Source organism: Kitasatospora sp. NPDC059722, from assembly GCF_042733235.1.
GTDB lineage: Bacteria > Actinomycetota > Actinomycetes > Streptomycetales > Streptomycetaceae > Kitasatospora.
In genome coordinates this window covers 10,354-32,943 of sequence record NZ_JBHWGD010000002.1, presented here as the reverse complement: position 1 = coordinate 32,943, position 22,590 = coordinate 10,354, and the positions used below count along the sequence as shown (strand labels likewise).

Annotated in this window: 19 protein-coding genes; 11 read left to right on the top strand and 8 right to left on the bottom strand. The window is 73.8% G+C overall.

Features of this window, described 5'->3' with window-relative positions; translation table 11 throughout:
- Together ACFV4F_RS01390 and ACFV4F_RS01385 are read left to right on the top strand one after the other, a co-directional pair.
- Positions 1-859: fibronectin type III domain-containing protein (locus ACFV4F_RS01390; RefSeq protein WP_380500027.1), on the top strand; the 859-nt coding region annotated here is incomplete at its 5' end.
- Between the two features lie 85 nt (positions 860-944).
- Positions 945-2,315, top strand: coding sequence for a cytochrome P450 (locus ACFV4F_RS01385; RefSeq protein ID WP_380500026.1), 1,371 nt, complete (start codon positions 945-947; stop codon positions 2,313-2,315).
- Here the strand turns inward: ACFV4F_RS01385 and ACFV4F_RS01380 are convergent.
- Positions 2,278-2,691: a Fur family transcriptional regulator gene (locus tag ACFV4F_RS01380; protein ID WP_380499558.1), complete on the bottom strand. Its 414-nt coding sequence runs from the start codon at positions 2,689-2,691 to the stop codon at positions 2,278-2,280. The genes ACFV4F_RS01385 and ACFV4F_RS01380 overlap by 38 nt on opposite strands.
- Before the next feature lie 204 nt (positions 2,692-2,895).
- Between ACFV4F_RS01380 and katG the strand changes: the two genes are divergently transcribed.
- The gene (gene katG / locus ACFV4F_RS01375; protein WP_380500025.1) at positions 2,896-5,127 is read left to right on the top strand and encodes a catalase/peroxidase HPI; all 2,232 of its coding nucleotides are present in this window, start codon (positions 2,896-2,898) and stop codon (positions 5,125-5,127) included.
- 45 nt (positions 5,128-5,172) lie between these two features.
- On the opposite strand, the gene ACFV4F_RS01370 is transcribed toward katG, so the two are convergent.
- Positions 5,173-5,856: a response regulator gene (locus ACFV4F_RS01370; protein ID WP_380436481.1), complete on the bottom strand. Its 684-nt coding sequence runs from the start codon at positions 5,854-5,856 to the stop codon at positions 5,173-5,175.
- The gene (locus ACFV4F_RS01365) at positions 5,853-7,073 is read right to left on the bottom strand and encodes a sensor histidine kinase (protein ID WP_380500024.1); all 1,221 of its coding nucleotides are present in this window, start codon (positions 7,071-7,073) and stop codon (positions 5,853-5,855) included. The genes ACFV4F_RS01370 and ACFV4F_RS01365 overlap by 4 nt, the downstream gene beginning before the upstream one ends.
- Before the next feature lie 229 nt (positions 7,074-7,302).
- Between ACFV4F_RS01365 and ACFV4F_RS01360 the strand changes: the two genes are divergently transcribed.
- Positions 7,303-7,992 carry an ABC transporter ATP-binding protein gene (locus ACFV4F_RS01360; protein ID WP_380500023.1) on the top strand — a complete coding sequence of 230 codons (690 nt, stop codon included), beginning with the start codon at positions 7,303-7,305 and terminating at the stop codon, positions 7,990-7,992.
- 229 nt (positions 7,993-8,221) lie between these two features.
- Complete coding sequence (locus ACFV4F_RS01355; protein WP_380500022.1) at positions 8,222-10,603, top strand: FtsX-like permease family protein; 2,382 nt, start codon at positions 8,222-8,224, stop codon at positions 10,601-10,603.
- A gap of 78 nt (positions 10,604-10,681) precedes the next feature.
- On the opposite strand, the gene ACFV4F_RS01350 is transcribed toward ACFV4F_RS01355, so the two are convergent.
- Positions 10,682-11,182, bottom strand: coding sequence for a histidine kinase (locus ACFV4F_RS01350; protein ID WP_380500021.1), 501 nt, complete (start codon positions 11,180-11,182; stop codon positions 10,682-10,684).
- A gap of 381 nt (positions 11,183-11,563) precedes the next feature.
- Between ACFV4F_RS01350 and ACFV4F_RS01345 the strand changes: the two genes are divergently transcribed.
- Both ACFV4F_RS01345 and ACFV4F_RS01340 read left to right on the top strand, forming a co-directional pair.
- Complete coding sequence (locus ACFV4F_RS01345) at positions 11,564-11,743, top strand: hypothetical protein (RefSeq protein WP_380436471.1); 180 nt, start codon at positions 11,564-11,566, stop codon at positions 11,741-11,743.
- A 386-nt stretch (positions 11,744-12,129) separates the two neighbouring features.
- Entirely contained in the window at positions 12,130-15,354 is a 3,225-nt protein-coding gene (locus ACFV4F_RS01340) for a type 2 lanthipeptide synthetase LanM family protein (protein ID WP_380500020.1), read from the top strand.
- 39 nt (positions 15,355-15,393) lie between these two features.
- On the opposite strand, the gene ACFV4F_RS01335 is transcribed toward ACFV4F_RS01340, so the two are convergent.
- Positions 15,394-16,614, bottom strand: coding sequence for a serine hydrolase domain-containing protein (locus ACFV4F_RS01335; RefSeq protein WP_380500018.1), 1,221 nt, complete (start codon positions 16,612-16,614; stop codon positions 15,394-15,396).
- Between the two features lie 221 nt (positions 16,615-16,835).
- Here ACFV4F_RS01335 and ACFV4F_RS01330 point away from each other — a divergent pair, with 221 nt between their 5' ends.
- Both ACFV4F_RS01330 and ACFV4F_RS01325 read left to right on the top strand, forming a co-directional pair.
- Positions 16,836-17,546, top strand: coding sequence for a helix-turn-helix domain-containing protein (locus tag ACFV4F_RS01330; RefSeq protein WP_380436465.1), 711 nt, complete (start codon positions 16,836-16,838; stop codon positions 17,544-17,546).
- 258 nt (positions 17,547-17,804) lie between these two features.
- Positions 17,805-18,251 (top strand): DUF5990 family protein, encoded by a 447-nt coding sequence (locus ACFV4F_RS01325; RefSeq protein ID WP_380500016.1) that lies wholly within the window; start codon positions 17,805-17,807, stop codon positions 18,249-18,251.
- Here ACFV4F_RS01325 and tsaD read toward each other — a convergent pair.
- Positions 18,229-19,266: a tRNA (adenosine(37)-N6)-threonylcarbamoyltransferase complex transferase subunit TsaD gene (gene tsaD / locus ACFV4F_RS01320; RefSeq protein WP_380500015.1), complete on the bottom strand. Its 1,038-nt coding sequence runs from the start codon at positions 19,264-19,266 to the stop codon at positions 18,229-18,231. The genes ACFV4F_RS01325 and tsaD overlap by 23 nt on opposite strands.
- A gap of 151 nt (positions 19,267-19,417) precedes the next feature.
- Between tsaD and ACFV4F_RS01315 the strand changes: the two genes are divergently transcribed.
- Positions 19,418-20,020: a superoxide dismutase gene (locus ACFV4F_RS01315; RefSeq protein ID WP_380500014.1), complete on the top strand. Its 603-nt coding sequence runs from the start codon at positions 19,418-19,420 to the stop codon at positions 20,018-20,020.
- Positions 20,021-20,290: 270 nt separating this feature from the next.
- On the opposite strand, the gene ACFV4F_RS01310 is transcribed toward ACFV4F_RS01315, so the two are convergent.
- Positions 20,291-21,529: a helix-turn-helix domain-containing protein gene (locus tag ACFV4F_RS01310; protein ID WP_380500013.1), complete on the bottom strand. Its 1,239-nt coding sequence runs from the start codon at positions 21,527-21,529 to the stop codon at positions 20,291-20,293.
- Positions 21,526-21,852: a putative quinol monooxygenase gene (locus ACFV4F_RS01305; RefSeq protein WP_380498143.1), complete on the bottom strand. Its 327-nt coding sequence runs from the start codon at positions 21,850-21,852 to the stop codon at positions 21,526-21,528. Before ACFV4F_RS01305 ends, ACFV4F_RS01310 begins: the two co-directional genes overlap by 4 nt.
- A 202-nt stretch (positions 21,853-22,054) precedes the next feature.
- Between ACFV4F_RS01305 and ACFV4F_RS01300 the strand changes: the two genes are divergently transcribed.
- Positions 22,055-22,590, top strand: a 536-nt coding sequence (locus tag ACFV4F_RS01300; RefSeq protein WP_380500012.1) for an ATP-binding protein, incomplete at its 3' end; no start/stop codon positions are given.

The following is a 22,590-nucleotide window of genomic DNA, read 5'->3' as shown; positions in this document are numbered from 1 at the left end:
GACCCTCACCGTCACGGACGCCGCCAACCCGGCCCACATCGCCACCTCGACCGTCACCGTCACGGCCTCGCCCATCGCGGGCACCGCCCCGGGCGCCCCCACCGCGCTGACCGCGACGGCCGGCAACGGCCAGGCGGCGCTCGGGTGGACGGCCCCCGCGAGCAACGGCGGCGTCTCCATCACCTCCTACCGCGTCTACCGGGGCACCGCGAGCGGCCAGGAGAGCCTCCTCACCACCGGCGGCTGCAGCGGCCTCGGCACCGTCCTCTCCTGCACGGACACCGGGCTCACCCCGGGTCAGACGTACTACTACAAGGTCAGCGCCGTGAACTCGATCGGCGAGGGTGCCCAGAGCAACGAGGCCAGTGCCACCCCGACCGGCTGCCCGCCGCGACAGCTGCTCGGCAACCCCGGGTTCGAGACCGGCAGCGCCGCGCCGTGGACCGCCAGCTCGGGTGTCGTCAGCAACAGCGCCACCGAGCCGCCGCACAGCGGCAGTTGGGACGCCTGGCTGGACGGCTACGGCAGCACCCACACCGACACCCTCGCCCAGTCCGTCACCCTGCCGACCGGGTGCGGTACCTACAACCTCTCCTTCTGGCTGCACGTCGACACCGCCGAGACCACCACCACGACGGCCTACGACACGCTCAAGGTACAGGTCCTCAACAGCTCCGGCACGGTGCTCGCCACCCTGCACACCTACTCCAACCTCGACCACAACACCGGCTACGCGCAGCGGAGTCTCGACCTGTCGCCGTACGCGGGGCAGACCGTCACGCTGAAGTTCACCGGCAGTGAGGACTACGAGAAGCAGACCTCGTTCGTCATCGACGACACCGCGGTCAACGTCTCCTGACGGGCCCCGCCCGGCCGGCCCTCCCGCACAACGGGAGGGCAGGCCTCCTGGTGCGCGGTGCGCGGCTGCCGTACCGTCGGTCGCCGTGACCCTCGACCAGGACCGCGCGAACCGGATCTTCCCGCCCGCCACCTACGCGGACGGCGTGCCGTACGACCTCTACCGCGAACTGCGGGCGGCCGGGCCGGTCCACCGGATCGAGGAGCCGCCCGTCGGCGACTGGCCCGCGGGGCCGGGCTACTGGGCGGTGCTGCGGCACGCGGACGTCAAACACGTGCTGCGCAGCCCGGGGGACTTCTCCTCCCACCTCGGTGGCACCCAGATCCGCGACCCCGAGACACCCGCCGACCTGGCCTTCGCCCGCACGATGATGCTCAACCAGGACCCGCCGGACCACTCGCGCCTGCGCCGCATCGTCGCCGCCGCCTTCACTCCGCGTGCCCTGGCCGACCTGGCCGCCGCCATCGAGAGCCGCGTGCACGAACTCGTCGACACCGTCCGTCCGTTGGGCGCCACCGACTTCGTCGGCCTGGCCGCCGACCTGCCCCTGTGGACGCTCGCCCGGGTGATGGGCGTCCCCGACCGGGACCGCCGTCTCCTGCTGGACTGGGCGAACCGGGTGATCGGCTACCAGGACGCCGACCACGCCGCGTCCGCCACCGCAGACCCGGCCGGCCTGACCCCCCTCGGCCGCGCCGCCCTCGCCCACCGCCCGACCGCCACCCCCGGCGGCCGTCCGCTCAACCCGCGCTCCCGCGCCGGCCTCGCCGACCTCTACGCCTACGCCCACTCCCTCGCCCGACAGCCGGACGCGGACGGCCTGCTGGCCCGCACCCGGGAGGCGGGGCTGACGGTCGACGAGTTCGAGACGATGTTCTTCCTCTTCGCCGTGGCCGGCAACGAGACCGTCCGCAACGCCCTGCCCGGCGGGCTCCACGCCCTGCTCAGCCACCCCGACCAGTACCGACTGCTCTGCGAGAAACCGGAGTTGACCGCATCCGCAGTCGAGGAGATGCTGCGCTACTGGCCTCCCGTCATGGAGTTCCGCCGCACCGCCACCCGGGACCTCACCCTGGCGGGCCGACCCGTCCGGCGCGGCGACAAGGTCGTCGTCTACCACGCCTCCGCCGACCGCGACGAGCGCGTCTTCCCCGACCCCGACCGGTTCGACATCACCCGCACCCCGAACGACCACGTGAGCTTCGGCTACGGCCCCCACTTCTGTCTCGGTGCCCAACTCGCGCGCCTGCAGATGACCGTGATGATCCGTCACCTCGTCACGACCCTCCCCGGCCTGGAACTCGCGGACCCGGGCCGAGCCCCGCAGCGCCTGGTCTCCAACTTCCAGAACGGACTCAAGTCCCTCCCAATCAGATGGCGCGCGGGCGGCGGCTCGCGCCGGGTGAGCGGCGCGCGCGTCAGCGTGCGCAGTCCGGGCAGAGCCCCCGGTAGGTGACCTCGGCGCCCGACACGGTGAAGCCGAAGCGCTGTTCGGACGGGAGGTCGGCGAGCGGGTCGCCGGCCGGGTGGACGTCGCGGATGGTGCCGCAGTCGGTGCAGACGAGGTGCTGGTGGGGGTGGTGGGCGTTGGGGTCGTAGCGCTTGGCGCGGCCGTCGGTGGCGACCTCGACCACCTCGCCGAGCGTGACGAGCTCGCCGAGGGTGTTGTAGACGGTGGCCCGGGAGATCTCGGGGAGCCGCTCCGCGGCGCGGGCGTGCACCTCGTCGGCGGTGAGGTGCACATGGTCGCCGTCGAGGACCTCCGCCACGACGCGCCGCTGGGAGGTGAGGCGCCAGCCGCGCTCGCGCAGTCGTTCCAGGAGGTCGCTCATGTCGGTTCACCTATTCAGGTCAATGGAGAAACCCGGAGTTTATCAGCGGATATCAGGGTTATCCGGTATTGGACCCGATACTTCCCTGGTGTCCTTCTTGACTTGGATTGCGTCCATCGTAGGATCGGCTCCGGCATTAGCCTAGGCAGCAGCACACCAGGTAGCGCAAGACACCGTGATCCGCCTTGTCAGGGAAGGATTCCCATGTCTGAGAACCACGATGCAACCGGAGTCGGAGCACAGGCGGAGGGCACGGGCGGCTGCCCGGTCGTCCACGGGCGCGCGGCGCACCCCACCCAGGGCGGCGGCAACCGCCAGTGGTGGCCCGACCAGCTGAACCTCAAGATCCTCGCCAAGAACCCCGCGGTGGCGAACCCGTTCGGCGCGGAGTTCGACTACGCGGCGGCCTTCGAATCCCTCGACCTCCCGGCCGTCAAGCGCGACATCGCCACGGTCCTCACCACGTCGCACGACTGGTGGCCCGCCGACTACGGCAACTACGGCCCGTTCATGATCCGCATGGCCTGGCACAGCGCGGGCACCTACCGCATCCGCGACGGACGCGGCGGCGCCGGCGGCGGCCAGCAGCGCTTCGCCCCGCTCAACAGCTGGCCGGACAACGCGAGCCTGGACAAGGCCCGCCGCCTGCTGTGGCCGGTCAAGAAGAAGTACGGCCGCAGCCTGTCCTGGGCCGACCTGATGGTCCTCGCCGGCAACGTCGCCCTGGAGACGATGGGCTTCGAGACCTTCGGCTTCGGCGGCGGCCGGGTCGACGAGTGGGAGCCGGACGAGGACGTCTACTGGGGCCCGGAGACCACCTGGCTCGGCGACGAGCGCTACACCGGCGACCGCGAGCTGGAGAACCCGCTCGCCGCGGTCCAGATGGGCCTGATCTACGTCAACCCCGAGGGCCCCAACGGCAATCCGGACCCGATCGCGGCCGCGCGCGACATCCGCGAGACCTTCTACCGGATGGCGATGAACGACGAGGAGACCGTCGCCCTCATCGCCGGCGGCCACACCTTCGGCAAGACCCACGGCGCCGGCCCGGCGGACAATGTCGGCCCCGACCCCGAGGCCGCGCCGATGGAGCAGCAGGGCCTCGGCTGGAGGAGCGCCTTCCGCACCGGCGTGGGCGGCGACGCGATCACCAGCGGCCTGGAGGGCGCCTGGACGCACACCCCCACCACCTGGGACAACTCCTTCTTCGAGACCCTCTTCGGCTACGAGTGGGAGCTCACCGAGAGCCCCGCCGGCGCCCACCAGTGGATCCCGAAGGACGGCGCCGGCGCCGACACCGTGCCCGACGCGCACGACCCGTCGAAGCGGCACGCCCCGGTCATGCTCACCACCGACCTGTCGCTGCGCCTGGACCCGGTCTACGAGCCCATCTCCCGGCGCTTCAAGGACGATCCGGCGCAGTTCGCCGACGCGTTCGCCCGCGCCTGGTTCAAGCTCACCCACCGCGACATGGGCCCGGTCGTCCGCTACCTCGGCCCGGAGGTCCCGAGCGAGGAGCTGATCTGGCAGGACCCGCTGCCGGCGGCCACCGGCGAGCGGATCGACGCCGCCGACGCCGCCGCGCTCAAGGAGCGCGTCCTCGCCACCGGCCTGTCCGTCGCCCAGCTGGTCTCCGCCGCATGGGCCGCCGCCTCGTCCTTCCGCGGCAGCGACAAGCGCGGCGGCGCCAACGGCGGCCGGATCCGCCTCCAGCCGCAGGCCGGCTGGGAGGTCAACGACCCGGACGAGCTCGCGATCGTGCTGCGCGCCCTCGAAGGCGTCCAGCGGGACTTCAACGCCCGGGCCGGTGCCAAGCACGTCTCGCTGGCCGACCTCGTCGTGCTGGCCGGCGGCGCGGCCGTCGAGAAGGCGGCGAAGGACGCGGGCGTCGCGGTCGAGGTGCCGTTCGTGGCCGGGCGCGTGGACGCCTCGCAGGAGCAGACCGACGTCGAGTCGTTCGCGGCGCTGGAGCCCTCGGCCGACGGCTTCCGCAACTACGCCGGCAAGGGCCAGCGGCTGGCCGCCGAGTACCTGCTGCTCGACCGGGCCAACCTGCTGACGCTGAGCGCCCCCGAGCTGACCGTCCTCGTCGGCGGCCTGCGCGTCCTCGGCGCGAACCACGGAAAGTCCACGCACGGCGTGTTCACCGACACGCCGGGCGTGCTGACGAACGACTTCTTCGTCAACCTGCTCGACCTCGACACCACGTGGAAGGCCGCCTCCGAGGACGCGACCACGTTCGAGGGCCGCGACTCCTCCGGCGTCGTCAAGTGGACCGGCACCCGCGCCGACCTCGTGTTCGGCTCGAACTCCGAGCTGCGCGCCGTCGCGGAGGTCTACGCGAGCGACGACGCCAAGGAGAAGTTCGTCCGGGACTTCGTCGCGGCCTGGGTCAAGGTCATGAACCTCGACCGGTTCGACCTCGCCAAGGCGTGACGCCCGGCTCGGGGCCGGGCCCGGGACCTGTCCGTGCGGACAGGCCTACACCGGGCCCGGCCCCGAGCCGACGCTCACCAGCCCCGTCTCGTACGCGGCCACCACCACCTGGGCCCGGTCCCGCAGGCCCAGCTTGCCGAGGATCCGGGCCACGTGCGTCTTGACCGTCGCCTCGGACAGGCCGAACCGCGCGGCGAGTTCGGCGTTGCTGAGCCCGCGCGCGAGCAGGGTCATGACCTCCAGTTCGCGCGGGGTGAGCGCGGCCAGCTCGCGGTGCGGTGCGGCGGGGGCGTCCGGGCGGGCGAAGCGCTCGACGAGGCGGCGGGTGATCGCCGGGGCGAGCAGGGCGTCGCCGGAGCGCACCAGCCGGACGGCGGCGGCCAGGTGCTCGGGGGTGACGTCCTTGAGCAGGAAGCCGCTCGCGCCGGCGGCCATCGCGGCGTAGACGTACTGGTCGAGGTCGAAGGTGGTCAGCATGATCACCCGCGGCGGCTCCTGCGCCGTGTCGGCGACGATCCGCCGGGTGGCCTCCAGGCCGTCCAGGACGGGCATCCGGATGTCCATCAGCACGACGTCCGGTCTGGTCCGGCGCACGGCGGCCACCGCCTGCTCGCCGTCGTCGGCCTCGGCGACCACCTCGATCCCCTCGGACTCCAGGATCAGCCGGAAGCCGGTGCGCACCAGCGCCTGGTCGTCGGCGACCACCACGCGCAGCGGGTCGGTGCTCATGAACTCTCCAAGGGGATCAGGGCCTTGACGCGGTAGCCGCCGCGTGGCCGGGTGCCGGTGTGCAGGGTGCCGCCGTAGACGGCGAGGCGTTCGCGCAGGCCGATCAGGCCGCGGCCGTTGCCGGTGGCGGCAGCGCCGGTGGGGCGGCCGCCGGTGTCGGTGACCTCGACGGCCAGGTGGCCGGGGGCGTACTCGACGGTGACCTCGGCGGCGGCGCCGCCCGCGTGCTTGACGGTGTTGGTGAGCGCCTCCTGGATGACCCGGTAGGCGGCGAGTTCGACCCCGGGCGGCACGGCGCGGCGCTCGCCGGAGACGGTCAGCCCGACCGTCAGCCCGGCCTGCCGGACGCCCTCGACCAGCGCGTCCAGCCGGCCGAGGCCGGGCTGCGGGCTGAGGTCGGCGGTGGCGGCCGGGTCGTCGCCGGTGCCCGCGTCGATCGTCAGCAGGCCCATGACGTGCCGCAGTTCGGTCATTGCCGCGCGTCCGCCGGTCTCGACGGCGGTCATCGCCTCGCGGGCCTTGTCCGGCGCGGTGTCGAGGATCTTGCGCGCGGCCCCGGCCTGGATCGTCATCATGCTCACGTTGTGCGTCACGACGTCATGCAACTCCCGGGCGATGCGGGCCCGTTCGTGCTCGACCGCGCGCTGGAGCGCGGCCAGCTGCTCGCGTTCGAGGGCGGAGAGCCGCTCGTGGCCCTCGGCCGCCCGGCGGCGCCACATGCGCAGTTCGTAGGCGACCGCGAACACCGGCACGAGGAGCAGCACGGCGACCACGCCGTTGGGGAAGTGCGGCAGTTTGGCCTCGGCGAAGAGGACCACGAGCGTGGTGGCGGCGGCGGGCAGGCTCGCCAGGACGGCGGCCGGGCGGCGCCCGTACGCGGCGACGCTGTAGGCGGCGATGACGACGGCGACGCCCGCCGAGTAGGCGATGTCCTCGGACTGGTGACGCACCAGCAGCGCGAGCGGCAGGACGGCCCACAGCACCGCCAGCGGGTACCGGCGGCGAAGCGCGAGCGGCAGCGGCACGACCGGCACCATCAGGAGGAGCGCGGAGTGCGGCTCCTGGACGATGAGGACGTAGTGCGTGCCGAGGGAGGCCAGGAACAGGGCCAGCGCGACGTCGAACGCCCACCCGCGCCGGGTCGGCAGGGGCGGTGGCGGTCCGGCGCTCGGGCGGACGGCCGCGCGCAGCCGGTCCGGGGTCAGGGCTTCGATCACCGGCACATTGTGGCGGCCGGGCGCCCGGCTGGACAGCCCCGCGTCCGGCGGAGCCTCCTACCCCCGTCGACTACGTCGCAAGGATGACGCCGCGCGCCGTACCTCCCGCGCGGTACGGAAGTTGCCGCGCTCGGCGGACGCGGGTGCCCGGCCTCCCTCCGTACGGTCGTCCCGACCCACCAGGGACGACACGCGTCCCGACCCACCAGGGACGACACGAGGGACGACGATGAGCACCCCACCGGTGATCGAACTGCGCGGCGTGAGCCGCGGCTACGAGGGCGCGCGGGCCGCCCTGGACGACGTCACGCTGAGCGTGCGGCCGGGCGAGTCGGTGGCCGTGCTCGGCCCGTCGGGGAGCGGGAAGTCCACGCTGCTCAACCTGGTGGCCGGGCTGGACCGGCCGACCGCGGGGACGGTCACGGTGGCCGGGACGCGGGTCGACGGGCTGAACGAGGCGGCCTCCGCCCGCTACCGGCGCAGCACCATCGGGATGGTGTTCCAGTTCTTCAACCTGCTGGACGACCTGACCGTGGCCGACAACGTGGCCCTCGCCGGCGAACTGGCGGGCGTGCCGCGCGGCGAGGCCCGGCGCAGGGCCGCCGAGCTGCTGGAGGCGCTCAGCGTCGACCGGCACGCCCGCGCCCACCCCGGCCGGCTGTCCGGCGGCGAGCGCCAGCGCGTCGCGGTGGCCCGGGCGCTGATGAACCGGCCGACGCTGCTGCTGGCCGACGAGCCGACCGGCGCGCTGGACTCGGCCTCGGGCGAGGACGTCAAGGAGCTGTTCCGGGAGCTGCACGAGGACGGGCAGACGATCCTGCTGGTGACGCACGACCTGAGGCTGGCCGCGGACTGCGCGACCCGCACGGTCCGGATGCGCGACGGCCGCGTCGAGGCGGATTCGGCGGTGGCGGCATGAGCGAGCGGAGGGAGCTCGTCGTGGGTAGGTGCGCGTTGCGCGAGGCGCTCGCCGAGGGAAGCGGAGGGGGGCGCATGAGCGAGCGGAGGGAGCTCATCGTGGGTAGGTGCGCGTTGCGCGAGGCGCTCGCCGTGCGAAGCGAGGGGGGCGGCATGAGCGAGCGGAGGGAGCTCATCGTGGGTAGGTGCGCGTTGCGCGAAGCGCTCGCCGAGCGAAGCGAGGGGGGCGCATGAGCGCCCTCGGGAGGGTCGTCCGGGCCGGTGTGCGCCGCCGCCGGACCCAGTCGGTCGCCATCGGCCTGGCCGCCATGGTGGCCACCACCTGCTCCGTGCTGGGCGGTTCGCTGCTGGTCGCCTCCCAGGCGCCCTTCGACCACGCCTTCGAAGGCCAGCACGGCGCCCACCTCACCGCCCGCTTCGACGGCGCCCGCACCACCGCGGCCGGGCTCGCCGCCTCCGCCCGCGCGTCCGGCGTGACGGCCGCCGCCGGCCCGTTCCGCACCGTCACCGTCGACCCCGCGCCGGGCCCGGGCTCGACCGTCCCGGCCGGGGTGACGCTCCCGCCGATGACCGTCGTCGGCCGCGGCTCGGCCAGTGGCGACGTCGACGACGTCACGCTCCTCCAGGGGACCTGGCCGCACGCGGCGGACGAGGTGGTGCTCGACACCGGGTACGGCAGCACGCCCGCCGAGCTCGGTGGCTCGATCCGGCTGCCCGGCCTGCCGGGCGCGCCCGCGCTGAAGGTGGTCGGCCTCGCCCGCTCCGTCAGCCGCACCGCCGACGCCTGGGTCACCCCCGAGGGCGTCACCGCCCTCACCGCGCCCGGCACCACCCCCGGCTACGAGATGCTCTACCGCTTCGCCGACGCGGGCACCACCGGCGCGATGGACGCCGGCCGCTCCGCCGTCGCCGCCGCCGCGCCCGCCGGGGCGCTGACCGGCGCGCAGTCCTGGCTCACCGCCAAGCAGGGCTCGGACCGCAACACTGCGCTGTTCCTGCCCTTCCTGGTCGCCTTCGGACTGCTCGGCATGGCGATGTCCGTCCTGGTGGCGGGCAACGTCGCGGCCGGCGCGGTCGGCACCGCCACCCGGCGGATCGGCGTCCTCAAGGCGCTCGGCTGCACCCCGGCCCAGGTGGTCCGCGCGTACGTCGGCCAGGCGCTGGTGCCGGCCGCCGTCGGCACCCTCCTCGGGGTGGTCGTGGGCAACCTGCTGACCGTCCCGGTACTCGCCACCACCGGGCAGGTCTACGGGACGGACGCCTCCGGCATCGCCCCCTGGGTCGACGCCGCCGTGGCGGGCGGCACCCTGGTCACCGTCGCGCTCGTCGCCTGGGCCGCCGCCGCCCGGGCCGGCCGGCTGCGCACGGTGGACGCGCTCGCCGTCGGCCGCACGGCGGGCGGCACCCGGCGCGCCGCGGTCGCGGCCCGCGCCGCCGCCCTGGCGGCCCGGCTGCCGCTGCCCCGGCCGCTGAGCCTCGGGCTCGCCCAGCCCTTCGCCCGCCCGGCCCGGGCCGCCGGGATGCTCGCGGCCGTGCTGTTCGGCACCGCAGCGGCGGTCTTCGCGGTGGGCATGGGCGGCACGATGACGTGGGTGCAGGAGGCGAAGAACCACGACGGCGCGGACGTGTTCGTGCACCCGCGGCGGGCGGACGGGCCCGGCTCCGGTGCGACGGCCGGCCGGCCGGTCGCCGCCGATCCGGCGGACGTGACCGCCGCGCTGGCCGGCCGTCCGGGCACGGCGTCCTCCTACGGCACCGGCACGGTCGACGTCGCCGTCCCCGGCGTGGCCGGCAGCACCACGGTGACGGCGTTCCAGGGCGACGCGTCCCGGGCCGGCTACCGGATGGTCTCCGGCCGCTGGTACCGGGGCCCGGGCGAGGCCGTCGCCCCGGCCACCTTCCTTACCGAGGCGAACGTCCGGCTCGGCGACCGGGTGACGTTCACGGACCACGGCCGGCCGGTCACCGTGACCGTCGTCGGAGAGGTCTTCGACCCGCACGTCCAGACGAACGAACTGCTCACCGACGCCCGGAGCTTCCCGTCCGGGACGGCCCCCCGACCGGACGCCTGGTTCGTCACGCTGACCAAGGGCACCGACCGGGCCGCCTACGCGGCCGCCCTCGGCACCGCGCTCGCCCCGGTCCACATGAGCGCCGAGGTCGGCGCGCCGCACGGCTCCAGCGGCTCGATCGCCGCACTGGACTCGCTGACCGCCACGCTGACGCTGCTCCTGGTCGTCGTCGCCGGGCTCGGGGTGTTCAACACCGTCGTCCTGGAGATCCGGGAACGCACCCGGGACATGGGCGTCACCAAGGCGCTCGGCATGACCCCGGTGCAGACCGTGGGCGTGGTGCTCGCCTCGGTCGTCCTCGTCGGGGTGGTCGGCGCGGCGATCGGCCTGCCCGTCGGGCTGCTGCTGCACGGGCTCACCGTGCCCGCCATGGGTCACAGCGCCGGGCTCGACTTCCCGGCCTCGGCGCTGGACGTCCTCGGCGCGCCGGCGCTGGTTCTGCTCGCCGGCGGCGGGGTGCTGATCGCCGTCCTCGGGGCCCTGCTGCCCGCCGTCCGGGCGGCGCGGACGCGGACGGTGGCCGCGCTGCGGGCGGAGTGAGCGCCAGGGGCGCGTGTCGCCGGTTCAGGCCGGGTGCCGCGCCGCCGGGGCACGCGCCCCGCGCCCCGCGGAGCCCGGTCAGTCCCGGCCGGGCTCCTCGGCCTTCCGCTCGGCCGCCTTGACCTGCTCCTCGAACGCGCGGGCGTCGATCCGCTCGACCGTGGCGCCGTGCTTCGCGGCCAGCTCGTCCGCCGGGCCGGGGGACGCCTCGCGCACGTCCACCACGAGCATCGCACCGCCGTCCGGTACCCGCGGCGACAGCACGATCAGTCCGGCGCCGCCCTCCGTCGCCTGGTGTTCCTCGGCCGCGTTGCCGAGCACCGTGCCCGCCGCGAAGCCCAGCAGCACCCCGATCGGCCCGCCGAGCAGGCCCACCAGCCCGCCCAGCACGCCGGAGCCCACGGTCGCCACGCCCGCACCGCGCACGAACCCGTCCCGCACCTCCAGCAGGCCGTCGGCGCTGCGCTCCAGCGCGGCCACCTGCCGCAGGCCGGGCAGGTGCTGCGCCTCGTCGTAGGCGGCCCGCCAGCCGGCGGCGTCCGGGAAGGTCAGCAGGACGACGTTGTGCTGCTCGCTCATGGTGCTCCGATCGGTCCACGGGTCCCGGGCTCCATCGTCACCCTGGGTGCCGGGCGCTGCCACAGCAGCGACCGGCCGCCGGGCTCCCCGGGGGCGGCGGCCCCGAAACGTGGGGTCCGGTTTGTGTGGCCCTCACCGCCCCGGTTTTGGCCAGGTGTGGGGCGGCCGTCGGGCCGGGCGGGGGAGCGGCGGGCGCGGCGGCCGGTGGCGGGACCGGGCATGGCCTGGGGGAACGGGGGCGGGGTGCCGGGCCGGACCTTATTTCGATCGTGGCCGGAATTGCGTCGGGTGGGGCGCACGCCCCTGGTGTGACGCGTGAGGCGCTGCCAGGATCCGGACCCGGCACGCCCGTGCCAGATCCCATCGCTTCGAGGAGGCAACATGCTGCCCACGGCTGAGCAGGTTCGCGCGCTCAAGGACGAGGACTTCCGGCTCACCCTCGGCCAGGGCCACCAGGTCCACCCGGCTGGCGAGCTCGCGGACGAGCTGTACGTGACCGCCTCGGTGCAGTCCGGCACCTGCGGCGGCTGGTCGAGCTGCGGCCGCGTCTGCAGCTTCTGAGTCCTCCGGGGGCCGTGAGGCCTCCGGAGCCGGCCGATCCCGGATCCCGCGGCTCTCCCGAGCCCACGGTCCGGGGTCGCGGCCGGCGCGGGTCCCGGCCGCACCGCCGGGATCCGCGCCGCGTCCGCGCCGCCGGCCGGCGGTTCGACCGTGGCCGGCCCACGGCACCGGGCACCCCACGGCCCTGGTGCTCTCCGGCCGCGAGGCGGACGGTACGGCTGCACTGCAACTCAACACCCCTGAGAGCGCGTCGAGTTGCCCAAGCAGGCGCAGCCGGTGACCGGTCCGCGGGGTGGTGCCCCGACCCCACGCCGGGGCACCACCCATCCTGAGCGGTCGGTATGGCGCGACAGTGAGAGACACAGCGAGAGAGGCGACCCCGACCCGTGGTTGACGCGACCGAACTCCTGCGGGCCGCCGCCCGCGCCGTCCCGCTGAACGCCCGCGGTCCGGTGCCCGGCACCGAGACGGCGGGGCTCGCCGAACGCGCCGAACGGGTTGAACGGTCCGAACGGGTTGAACGCGCCGAACGGTCCGAACGCGCCACGCGGAAGCTGGACCGCTGGCGCGCCCAGGCGCCATTCGACCGGGACGGCTGGTTCGAGCGCCGCCTCGCCGCCGACGGCCTCGACCCGGACGCCCTGCACGCCCTGCTCGCCGAGCACCCGGACGCCCTCGCCGACCGCCTCGGGCGCCTCCCGTGGGCCGAGCGCCTCGCCGCCGCCTTCGCGACACCCGCCACCCTCGACGTGCCCGAGGACCACGCCTTCGCCCGGCTCGTCGCGCCCCTGCTGGCCGACGCCCGCGACCGGCTGCGCGCCGCAATCGCCGACCTGGACGTCCCCGCCCTCGGCACGCCCGAGGAGCTGACCGCCCTCGTCCTCCCGGCGCTCACCGCCGCCGTCCACGGCATGGCCGTCCGCACCGTCATCACCGAGCTCCACGTCGCCCGCCTCACCGGCGAGTTGACCGGTGACACCCCCGAGGAGCGCTACCGCGACTTCCTCGACCGGCTCACCCGGCCCGGGCGCGCCTTGCGCCTGCTCGCCGAACACCCAGTCCTGGCCCACCGGTTGACGACCGCCGCCGAGCAGTGGACCGCCACCGGCCGCACGCTGTTCCGCCGCCTCGCCGCCGACCTGCCCGCGATCCGCGCCACCTTCGCCGACGGCCGTCCGCTCGGCCGCCTCACCGAACTCGCCACCGGCCTCGGCGATCCGCACCGCGGCGGCGCCACCGTGAGCTCCCTGCGCTTCGAGCACGGCACCCGGATCGTCTACAAGCCCCGCCCGCTCGGCGCCGAGAACCACTTCCAGCAGGTCCTGCGGTGGCTCAACCCCCGGCTCCGGCTGCCCCTGCACGACCTCGCCCACCTGGCCCGCGACGGCTACGGCTGGGTCGCCCACGTCACGGCCGAACCGGCCCGCGACGAGGCCGAGTTGAGCGCCTTCTACCACCGTGCCGGCACGCTCGCCGCCCTCATGTACGTCCTCGACGCCGTCGACTGCCACGCGCAGAACCTGCTCGCCGTCCGGGACCAGCCCGTGCTCATCGACCTGGAGGCCCTGCTTCACCCCGACCTGCACGAGCCCGCCAAGGACCTCTCCGAGTCCGAGCGCCTCGCCCGCCACCACGCCCGCCACTCGGTGCTGCGCTCGGGCCTGCTGCCCGAACGCATGTGGGACGAGGGCAACGGCGGCACCGACCTCTCCGCCCTCGGCTGGGACCCTTCGACCCTCCCGCCCCGCGCGGCACCCGTCCTCGTCGGCGAAGGCACGGACGAACTGCGGCTCGAATACCGGCGGTTGCCGATCGAGGCCCCGGGCAGCCGGCCCGTCCCGGCCGACCGGCCGCTGCGCCTCGCCGACCACCTGGACGAGTTGGAGGCCGGCTTCACCGAGGCCTACCGGATCCTCGCCGCGGAAAAGGACCAACTCGGCGATCTGATACGCGCGTTCGCCGGCGACGAGACCCGCATGCTGCGCCGCGATACCTTCGAGTACCGCAGCCTCCTCAACACCGCCTGCCACCCCGACCTCCTGCGCGACGCCCTCGACCAGGACCGCCACCTCGACCGGCTCTGGGCCCTCGCCGCCTGGGAGGAGCACGCGCTCGCCTTCGTCGAGCACGAGCGCGCGGACCTGTGGCGCGGCGACGTGCCCGTGTTCACCATCCGCCCGGACGGCGTCGACGCCCGCTCCTCGACCGGCGCGGTGATCCCGGGCGTCGCGGACCGGCCGGCGCTCGACCTCGCCCTCGCGAAGGCGGACGGGCTGGGCGAGGAGGACCTGGAGCGCCAACTCCAGCTCCTCCGGCTGTCCGTGACGACGGCCGACGGCGCCCGCGAGCCGCGCCGAACGACGACGACCGCACCCCTCGCCGCACCGGCCGGGACGGAGGACGGCCTCGCGGCCCGCGCCCTCGCCAAGGCCGTCGAAGCCGGCGAGCAGCTCCTCCGCGAGGCCCACCGGGGCAGCGCCGACCTCGCCTGGGCCGGCCCCAACTGGACCCCGCCCGGCCGCTGGGCGCCCGCCGAGCTCGGCCCCGACCTCTACAGCGGCACGGCCGGCATCGTCCTCTTCCTCCACCAGCTCGCCACCGTCACCGGGGACCGCTCCCACCGCGAGGCGGCCCGGGCCGCCGAACGCACGCTCCGCCGCCAGGTCCGCCGTCGCGCCGACCGCCTCGGCGGCGGCCTCGCCGGCACCGGCGGCGTGCTGTACGCCCTCGCGCACCTCGCCGCCGACCACCCGGACGACGAACTCGACGCCCTGGCGGGGCAGATGATCGGCCGGATCGCGGCCACCGCCGCCGAGGACGTCCAGCACGACCTCCTGGCGGGCAACGCCGGCACCATCGGCGGCCTCCTGGCCTGGGCCTCCGTCCGCCCCGGCCCGGCCGTGACCGCCGCCCTCGCGGCCTGTGCCGCACGCCTCACGGAAACCGCGGCCCCGCACCCGGAATTGGGGAGGGCCGACGGCGGCGTCGGCTGGCTCCCCGCCTCCCTCGCGGGCGCGGCCGCCCGTCCGCTCGCGGGGTTCGCCCACGGCGCGTCCGGCATCGCGTGGGCACTGGCGAAGGCGGGCCACCACCTGGGCGACTCCCGCCTTCCCCAACTCGCCCTCGCCGCACTGGACTACGAGCGCACCCTGTTCGACCCGGCCGCCGCCAACTGGCGCGACGTCCGCGAGGACGGCGGTCCCGACGGCCCGTCCTTCCCGGTCCTCTGGTGCCACGGCGCCTCCGGCATCGCCCTCGCCCGGGTGGAGCTCGCCGAACTCCTGCCGGAAGGCGGCGAGTTGCTCGCGAAGGAGCGTGACGCCGCCCTCGACACCGTGCTGCGCGAGGGCTTCGGCCTCAACGCGTCCCTGTGCCACGGCGACCTCGGCAACGTGGAACCCCTCCACCTCGCGGGACGTCCCTGGCACGGCGCGGCCCGCGCCGCCCTGGACGCCCTCGACGCCAGGGGCTGGACCTGCGGCCTGCCGCACGGCGTCCACAGCCCGTCCCTCATGGTCGGCCTCGCCGGCATCGGCCACGGCCTCCTCCGCCTGGCCGCACCCACCCGAGTCCCGTCCCTCCTGGCCCTCCACCCGCCGACGGTGCGTTGACCCTACGGCCCCCGCAACCGCCCGCGCGTGGTGCCCGGCTCACGCGCCGGTGGCACTCGGGCAGAACTCCGCCTCCAGTTCGTCGGTGAACACGCCGATCGGCCAGGCGCCGCTCTTCCAGGTCCCGTTCGTCCAGTCGCCGTTGACGTTGGTGGAGAGCAGGTGGCGGCCGTCCCGGCTGCCGTAGGTGTAGGTCCACGAGCCGTTGATGGCGCCGCCCATGCCCCACACCGTGGTGCAGGACAGCTTGATCGAGCTCACGCCCAGGCCGTACGCCGTGTTCTCGATCCACGTCTTCGGCGGCGTCGGGATCATCGTGAACATCTCCCGCTGCTGGGCGGGCGGCAGCAGGCGGCCGCCCAGCAGCGCGGCGAAGAAGGTGTCGAGGTCGCCGACGGTGGAGATCATGTCGCCGGAGGCCCAGCCCCAGGACGGGCTCAGCTCGGTGACGTCGTAGACGGGCGCGTCCGGGTGGGGGTCGCCCAGGCGCGTGTACTCGCGCCCGTGCGGCCCGTGGACGGTGATGTCGGACGGGGTCGGCGTGGAGGTGCTCCCGAGGCCGAGCGGGGCGCTGATCCGCTGCTCGATCTGCTCGGCGAGCGTGGTGCCGGTGGCGCGTTCGACGATCAGCCCGGCGAGGACGTAGTTGGTGTCGGAGTACGTCCAGCCGGTGCCGGGGGCGAAGTCGGGCCGGTGGTGCATCGCGATCCCGACGAGCTGCGCGGGGGTGTAGTCGTCGAAGCGGTGCCGGAGGAAGGCGGGGCCGCCCGCCTTGCGCTGGACGTCCTCGTCCATCACGTAGTTGAAGACGCCGCTGGTGTGGTTGAGCAGCTGTCGCACGGTGATCCGGTCGGGCTGGTAGCCGGGCCCGTCTACGACGCCGGGGAGCCAGCGGTCGACGCTGTCGTCGAGGCTCAGCCGGCCCTCGGCGGCGAGCTGGAGGACGACGGTGGCGACGAAGGTCTTGGTGGTGCTGCCGATCCGGAACCGGTCCTGCGGGTGGCGCGCCCGCCCGGTGGCGGTGTCGGCGACGCCCGCGCCGCCGTACCAGTGGCGGTGGCCGTCCCTGACCTCGGCGACCGCGCCGGGCAGACCGCCCTCGGCCACGGCCCGGTCCAGCACCTTCTGCACGCCGTCGTGCCCGCTCTTCGCGGCCGACGCGGCGAGGGCCGGTGTGGCGAGGGCCGGCGTGGCGGCGGTGGCCGAGAGCACGGCTCCGGCGAGCACGGCGCCGACGGTGGTGCGGATCGTGGTCTTCATGGTGTGTTCCCCCTGGCGGTGGTTGTGGTTGCGAGGAAGAAACTACGGCGTGCTTTCCATATGAATCAACGTCAACTCCTATTGCCCGATGAATCCTTGCAGCTCATAGCGGCGATATCCTTGCAATGGCCCTGCCAGTGATTGCAAGGCCGTGCGGGTTCATTGCAACAAGCCCGGAGCCCTGCGCATACTGGTCGCGCCACGCGAGGAGACGAGGACGGATGCCCGGAGCCAGACTGACCCAGCAGGACCGCCGCCGGATCGCCACCGGCCTGGCCGAGGGGCTCGGCTACGGCGAGATCGCCCGCGACCTCGGCCGCCCGACGTCCACCGTGACCCGCGAGATCGCCCGCAACGGCGGCCCCTCCGGCTACCGCGCCGAGCGCGCCCACCGGGCCACCGTCCAGCGCTCCCGCCGCACCCGCCCGGCCCCGCCGTCGGGCGCCCGCTCGGCCGTCGTCGTCCGGCAGGCGGCCGGGCGCGACCCGGTCGCCGTGCGCGAGTTCGCCGAACGGATGGCCGAGTTGCTGGTCCACGTCGGCATGCCCCGGATGGTGGCCCGGGTGCTCACCTGCCTCTACGTCACCGACGACGGCAGCCTCACCGCGGGCGACCTCGCCGACCGGCTCCGGGTCAGCCCGGCCTCCGTCTCCAAGGCGACCGCCTACCTGGAGGGCCAGGCGCTGGTCCGCCGGGAGCGCGACGAGCACCGGCGCCGCACGCGCTACGTCATCGACGGTGACATCTGGTACCGCGCGCTGCTGGCCAGCGCCGAACGCAACGCGATGCTCGCCGGGGTCGCCCGCGAGGGCGCCGAACTGCTCGGCCCCGCCACCCCGGCCGGCGCCCGGATGGACGGCGCCGCCGCACTCCTCGACCGGATCGGCCAGGACATCGTGCGCGCCGTCCTGCAGTGGCGGGAAGCGCCGTGACCTAAGGCCTGTCGTCAAACCCCCGCCCTCCGGGCGGCGTTGGGGCACGCACCTCGCTGCGTTGTCGTCGGTCGCCCGATGTCCCCCAGCCTGGCGGCCGGGTGGGGGTCCCCCCGGCCGAAGGCTGGGGGCGTGCCCCCACCGCATCGCCTCCCTCCTCCGCCTTGCGATGCACGCACCCCAACGCCGCCCGGCCCGCCCTCCGGGCGGACGACGGGAGTTTGACGACAGGCCCTGGACCCGGGGGAGGATGGGCGCATGCAGCTGAGGATCGAGGCCACCGACCTGCCCGGCCGCAAGTGCGGCGCCGCCCCCGGCTTCCCGGGCTACCGCGACATCCACGTCGCCGTCCAGCGCCGCGCCAAGCCGGGCGAGTTGCTGGACCCGCAGCCCGGCGACGCGCCGCGCGCGGAGTGGACGCTGGAGTGCGTGGCGAAGCCGACGCCCGCCGGCACCGACATCACCGGCCGGTACGTCCAGGGCGGCCCGGGCGGGCGCTTCGTCTACCTCAACTGGCTGAGCGGCCCGGGGTCCACGATGTTCCGCCGCGCGAAGATCTTCCTGGACGCGATTCCCCCGGAGGTCGTCGAAGCCGCCGTCCGCTCCGGCCTGTTGGTGGCCCGCCTGGGCCTCACGGACGCCAAGGGCCACCCGCTGTGCGCCGCCGTCCGCCCGCCGCTGGTCACCTGGACGGCAGGGGGCTGAGCGCCGCGTACTCCAGGGGCGCCGAGGGGTCGATCGACACGTCGGCGGGAGCCGGCTCGGCGCCCGCGCGGACCAGCAGGTCGCCGATGGCGGCGACCATCGCGCCGTTGTCCGTGCAGAGCCGCAGCGGCGGTACGCGCAGGGTGATGCCCGCCGCTGCGCAGCGCTCCTCCGCCATCGCCCTGACGCGGGAGTTGGCGGCCACCCCGCCGACCACCACGAGCGTGCCGATGCCGTGGTCCGTGCAGGCCCGCACCGCCTTGCGGGTCAGCACGTCGGCGATCGCCTCCTGGAGCGCCGCCGCCGCGTCGGGGACGTGCGGCGCGCGCTGCGCCTCCACCCAGCGGGCGGCGGCGGTCTTGAGGCCGGAGAACGAGAACGCGTACGGGTGGTCCTGCGGCCCGGTCAGCGGGCGGGGCAGCCGGACGGCCGTCGGGTCGCCGTCGCGCGCCGCGCGGTCGATCGCGGGACCGCCCGGGTAGGGGAGTCCGAGGATCCTCGCGACCTTGTCGAAGCACTCCCCGGCCGCGTCGTCGAGGGTGTCGCCGAGGTGGACGATCGGGTCGCGGGCGAGGTCGCGCACGAGCAGCAGCGAGGTGTGCCCGCCGGAGACGATGAGCACGACGGATGGGTCCGGCAGCGGCCCGCCGTCGAGCGTCGCGGCGGCGACGTGCCCGGCGAGGTGGTGCACCCCGTGGAGCGGGACGCCGAGCGAGAACGCGTACGCTTTGGCGGCGGCCACGCCGACGTGGAGGGCGCCGGAGAGGCCGGGGCCGGTGGTGACCGCGACGGCGCCGATGTCCCGGAGTGTCAGTCCGGCCCGGTGCAGGGCCTCCTGGACCACGGGGGCCATCGCGTGGACGTGGGCGCGGGCGGCGATCTCCGGCACGACGCCGCCGTAGCGGGCGTGCTCGTCCATCGACGACGCCACTGCCTGCCCGAGCAACACGCCGTCACGGACCAGCCCGGCGCCCGTCTCGTCGCACGAGGACTCGATCCCGAGCACGACCGTCACAGTCTCTCTCCTGCCTCACCCATTACACGTAGCGGTCCCATTGTGCCCGACGTGTCGTCGGGAATAAGCAGGAGCCCATTGATCGCTCCTGCAACTGATACGCAATAGTGTTGTCCCGGCACGATCGCCAACTTCGTGAAAGAAGGACCCGTTGGGCACCTACTCGCTTCCCGACCTGCCGTACGACTACTCCGCGCTGGAGCGGGCGATGTCGGCCGAGATCCTGGAGCTGCACCACTCCAAGCACCACGCCGCGTACGTGAAGGGCGCGAACGACACCCTGGAGCAGCTGGCCGAGGCGCGCGACAAGGAGCAGTTCGGCGGCCTGGTCGGCCTGCAGAAGACGTTCGCCTTCCACCTGTCCGGCCACGTCCTGCACTCGCTGTTCTGGCAGAACCTGTCCCCGGAGGGCGGCGACCGCCCCGAGGGCGAGCTGGCCGACGCGATCACCGAGCACTTCGGCAGCTTCGAGGCCTTCAAGAAGCAGCTGACGAACGCCACCACGGGCGTGCAGGGCTCGGGTTGGGGCATCCTGTCGTGGGAGCCGCTGAGCAAGCGCCTGATCGTCGAGCAGGTCTACGACCACCACGGCAACGTCGGCCAGGGCGCCACCCCGCTGCTGGCCTTCGACGCCTGGGAGCACGCCTACTACCTGCAGTACCGCAACGTGCGCCCCGACTACGTGACCCGCCTGTGGGACGTCGTCAACTGGCAGGACGTCTCGGCCCGCTTCGCCGCCGTCAAGTCCGCCTGAACCGATTCAGGCATCGGGAATGCCCCGGCCCGCTCAGGCGGTCCGGGGCATTCCCCTCGCATCCCCGCCAACCCGCCGATGAGCACATTCAGGTCGGAAGCTCCCGAATGCGTCGTCTACGACAACCTGGGGGTAGGAGGCCGGTTGGCGGCTGGTCGGGCCAGCCCGCTCGGATCCTCTGCTGCAAGAGCCGCTCCGAGCAGCTGTCGGACCTGCTCCTCCGCCTTGGCCGACAGTCCCCGGTGCCCTGTGGGTTCGATGCGCACGTCATCACCCCATTGCGTTCGCACGCTTGGCCAGCTTCGTCAGCTCCGTAGGAGCGCCTCGGCCGGCGATGAGGATGAGCTCACGGATCGTCGCCCGCGCCGCCACGTGACTCCGGACGCTTTCCGGCGCCGCTTCCTCGGCTCGAAGGAGGCAGTCGATCGCCTCACCCAGGTGACGTCGTTGCGCGTGAGCTCGCCCGAGGTCGATCAGTAGCCTTGACCTGCGCTCGGGCGAGAGCTGTCCGGCATCGATCCGGCAGCCGATTTCCAGAGCCTCGCCCGCATCGCCGAGTTCGACTGCCGTCGAGACGGCCTGAATCTCGACGTTCGTAGGCCCGAACTCCAGGTTGAAGTCGTTGCGGTCCTCGCCGAGTCGTGCCGCGACCTCACGGGCGCGGGCGAGTTCTCTCAGCGCCTGCTCGCGTTGGCCGGCGCGAGCGGCGGCCAACGCGAGAACCAGGTGGAGCGCGCCGAGGACGGACAACGCTTCCGGTGGCGGATGTCCTGCCGACGTGTAGGTCCGGAGCGCCGCCACCGCAGTCCCGGCGGCGTGTTCTGCCTGGTCCAACCGCCGTAGTCGGACGAATGCGTGGGCCAGTCGGTAGATGCCGGCGAAGACGTGCAGTGGCTGTCCGGCCTGCTCGGCGGCTTGGATGGCCCGGTCGGCGGCCACCCATGCGGCGTCGGCCTCGTCTTGGCGGACGAATGCCGCTGCGACCGCCTGATATGCCTGGCTGAGCAGTAGCAGGATCTTGGGGCGCTCCTCCGCCGCGGCGGTTCGCGACGCCCGCTCCAGACGTGGCAGGACGTCGGCGATGGCAGTGCTGAGCCCGGCAAAACGTGCGCCGTGCGTCAGATGCCAGAACTCCTCGGTGGCGGTTGCCAGCTCGGGCAGGTCGACGGTTTCCGTCCGGGGGCGTTCGCCGAGCAGCGCATCAAGAGCGGGATGACCCGACAGCGACAGCCGCACAAGATCAAGGTCGTTGGTCTGTTCGGTAGCCGAGGGTACGGGTGCGGCGGATGATGGCGCATCAGGCCTGAGCGTCTGAACGGAGACGCCAAGGCCGTTCGCCAGCAAGTGGAGGACGTCGAGACGGACCACCGGCTGGATGCCCCGCTCGACCTGGGACACCCAACTGGCGGTTCGGTTGACGGCGGCGGCGAGTTGGTCCTGCCGCATGCCACGCCCCTTGCGTAGCTGGGCGACCCGGGCGCCGAACGCCCGCTGTTCCTCAGGACTCACCGGGTGAGTTGGTCGGCGGACGCGCCCTTGCCGGAGATCTCGGCCAGGAACGTGACCTCGAACGACTCCAGGTACTGGCCACGTTCGGCAAGGAATCGGCGGACGTGGGGCTGGCGCTCGTGCTCCTCGAACGCCTCACGGTCCGCATACAGCTCGTAGAAGACCCGGACGTGAGGCTCGTCCGGTACAGCGTGGTTGACGTAGACGAGAGTGCCGGGTTCCTTGGCGCGGATTCCTTCGAGCGCTTCCTCAGCCAGGGCGTCGAAGGCCTGAGCAGCTGTCACATCGCGGGCCACGAAACGCACAACGAGGCCGAATCCCATGGTTCTCCCCTTCCTGGATTGGTTGAGTCTCGCACGACTAGGTGAACGTCTGCGAGTAGCAGATTCTCTTGACTCACAGTTTTTCTGCGACTACGTTCAGTGCAGTCGCCGTGGCTGAGAGCTATGGCCGGCTTCCCTTTTCGCTGCCGTCTGGTGACGGCCACTGCCCATCTGCAGTGATGGAGGAGCAATGGGGTGGAACGTGATCGTCAGCCCGCTCAACACCGCCGGCTTTCCGGTGCCGCTGGAGTGGGGTGTACCGCCAGGGGTCGACTCCGTTCCGCCGGCCCGGCGGCTGGTGATGGCGATCGTGCGGGAGTGGGGAGTGCCGCTCTCGCCCGATGATCTCCAGGAGGTGGAGCTGTGCGCGAGCGAGCTGATCGCCAACGCCCTCCTGCACACGAGGTCGCGCTGTACCGTGGCCATCCGATGGCGCGCCGGCCGGTTGCGGGTCGAGGTCATCGACCGGCGCCCGGATCTCCCGCGGCCGGAGCGCTGCACCGAATCGACAAGTGGCCGTGGGCTGTTGTTGGTGGAGACGCTGGCCACCGCCTGGGGCTGGCACCCGGCGGGGACGGGCAAAGTGGTGTGGTTCGAATACCTGGAGACCTCCGAAGTGGCGAGGGGGCCCCCGCCGCCCCGGGGCGGGCCCCGGGCGGGGCGGGCGCCGCGCCCGGGTGGGCTGAACCTGTCGTTCGGCAACGGCTCCGCGGACCTGAAGGCCGCCCGGGAGTGGTT

What these genes read in the sequence shown, in the direction of transcription:
- ACFV4F_RS01350 (WP_380500021.1), bottom strand. Translation starts at nt 11,182, where the DNA reads ATGAGCGAGCAGCACAACGTCGTCCTGCTGACCTTCCCGGACGCCGCC.
- ACFV4F_RS01325 (WP_380500016.1), top strand. Translation starts at nt 17,805, where the DNA reads ATGCAGCTGAGGATCGAGGCCACCGACCTGCCCGGCCGCAAGTGCGGC.
- ACFV4F_RS01330 (WP_380436465.1), top strand. Translation starts at nt 16,836, where the DNA reads ATGCCCGGAGCCAGACTGACCCAGCAGGACCGCCGCCGGATCGCCACC.
- ACFV4F_RS01380 (WP_380499558.1), bottom strand. Translation starts at nt 2,691, where the DNA reads ATGAGCGACCTCCTGGAACGACTGCGCGAGCGCGGCTGGCGCCTCACC.
- ACFV4F_RS01370 (WP_380436481.1), bottom strand. Translation starts at nt 5,856, where the DNA reads ATGAGCACCGACCCGCTGCGCGTGGTGGTCGCCGACGACCAGGCGCTG.
- ACFV4F_RS01335 (WP_380500018.1), bottom strand. Translation starts at nt 16,614, where the DNA reads ATGAAGACCACGATCCGCACCACCGTCGGCGCCGTGCTCGCCGGAGCC.
- ACFV4F_RS01360 (WP_380500023.1), top strand. Translation starts at nt 7,303, where the DNA reads ATGAGCACCCCACCGGTGATCGAACTGCGCGGCGTGAGCCGCGGCTAC.
- ACFV4F_RS01355 (WP_380500022.1), top strand. Translation starts at nt 8,222, where the DNA reads ATGAGCGCCCTCGGGAGGGTCGTCCGGGCCGGTGTGCGCCGCCGCCGG.
- ACFV4F_RS01345 (WP_380436471.1), top strand. Translation starts at nt 11,564, where the DNA reads ATGCTGCCCACGGCTGAGCAGGTTCGCGCGCTCAAGGACGAGGACTTC.
- ACFV4F_RS01305 (WP_380498143.1), bottom strand. Translation starts at nt 21,852, where the DNA reads ATGGGATTCGGCCTCGTTGTGCGTTTCGTGGCCCGCGATGTGACAGCT.
- katG (WP_380500025.1), top strand. Translation starts at nt 2,896, where the DNA reads ATGTCTGAGAACCACGATGCAACCGGAGTCGGAGCACAGGCGGAGGGC.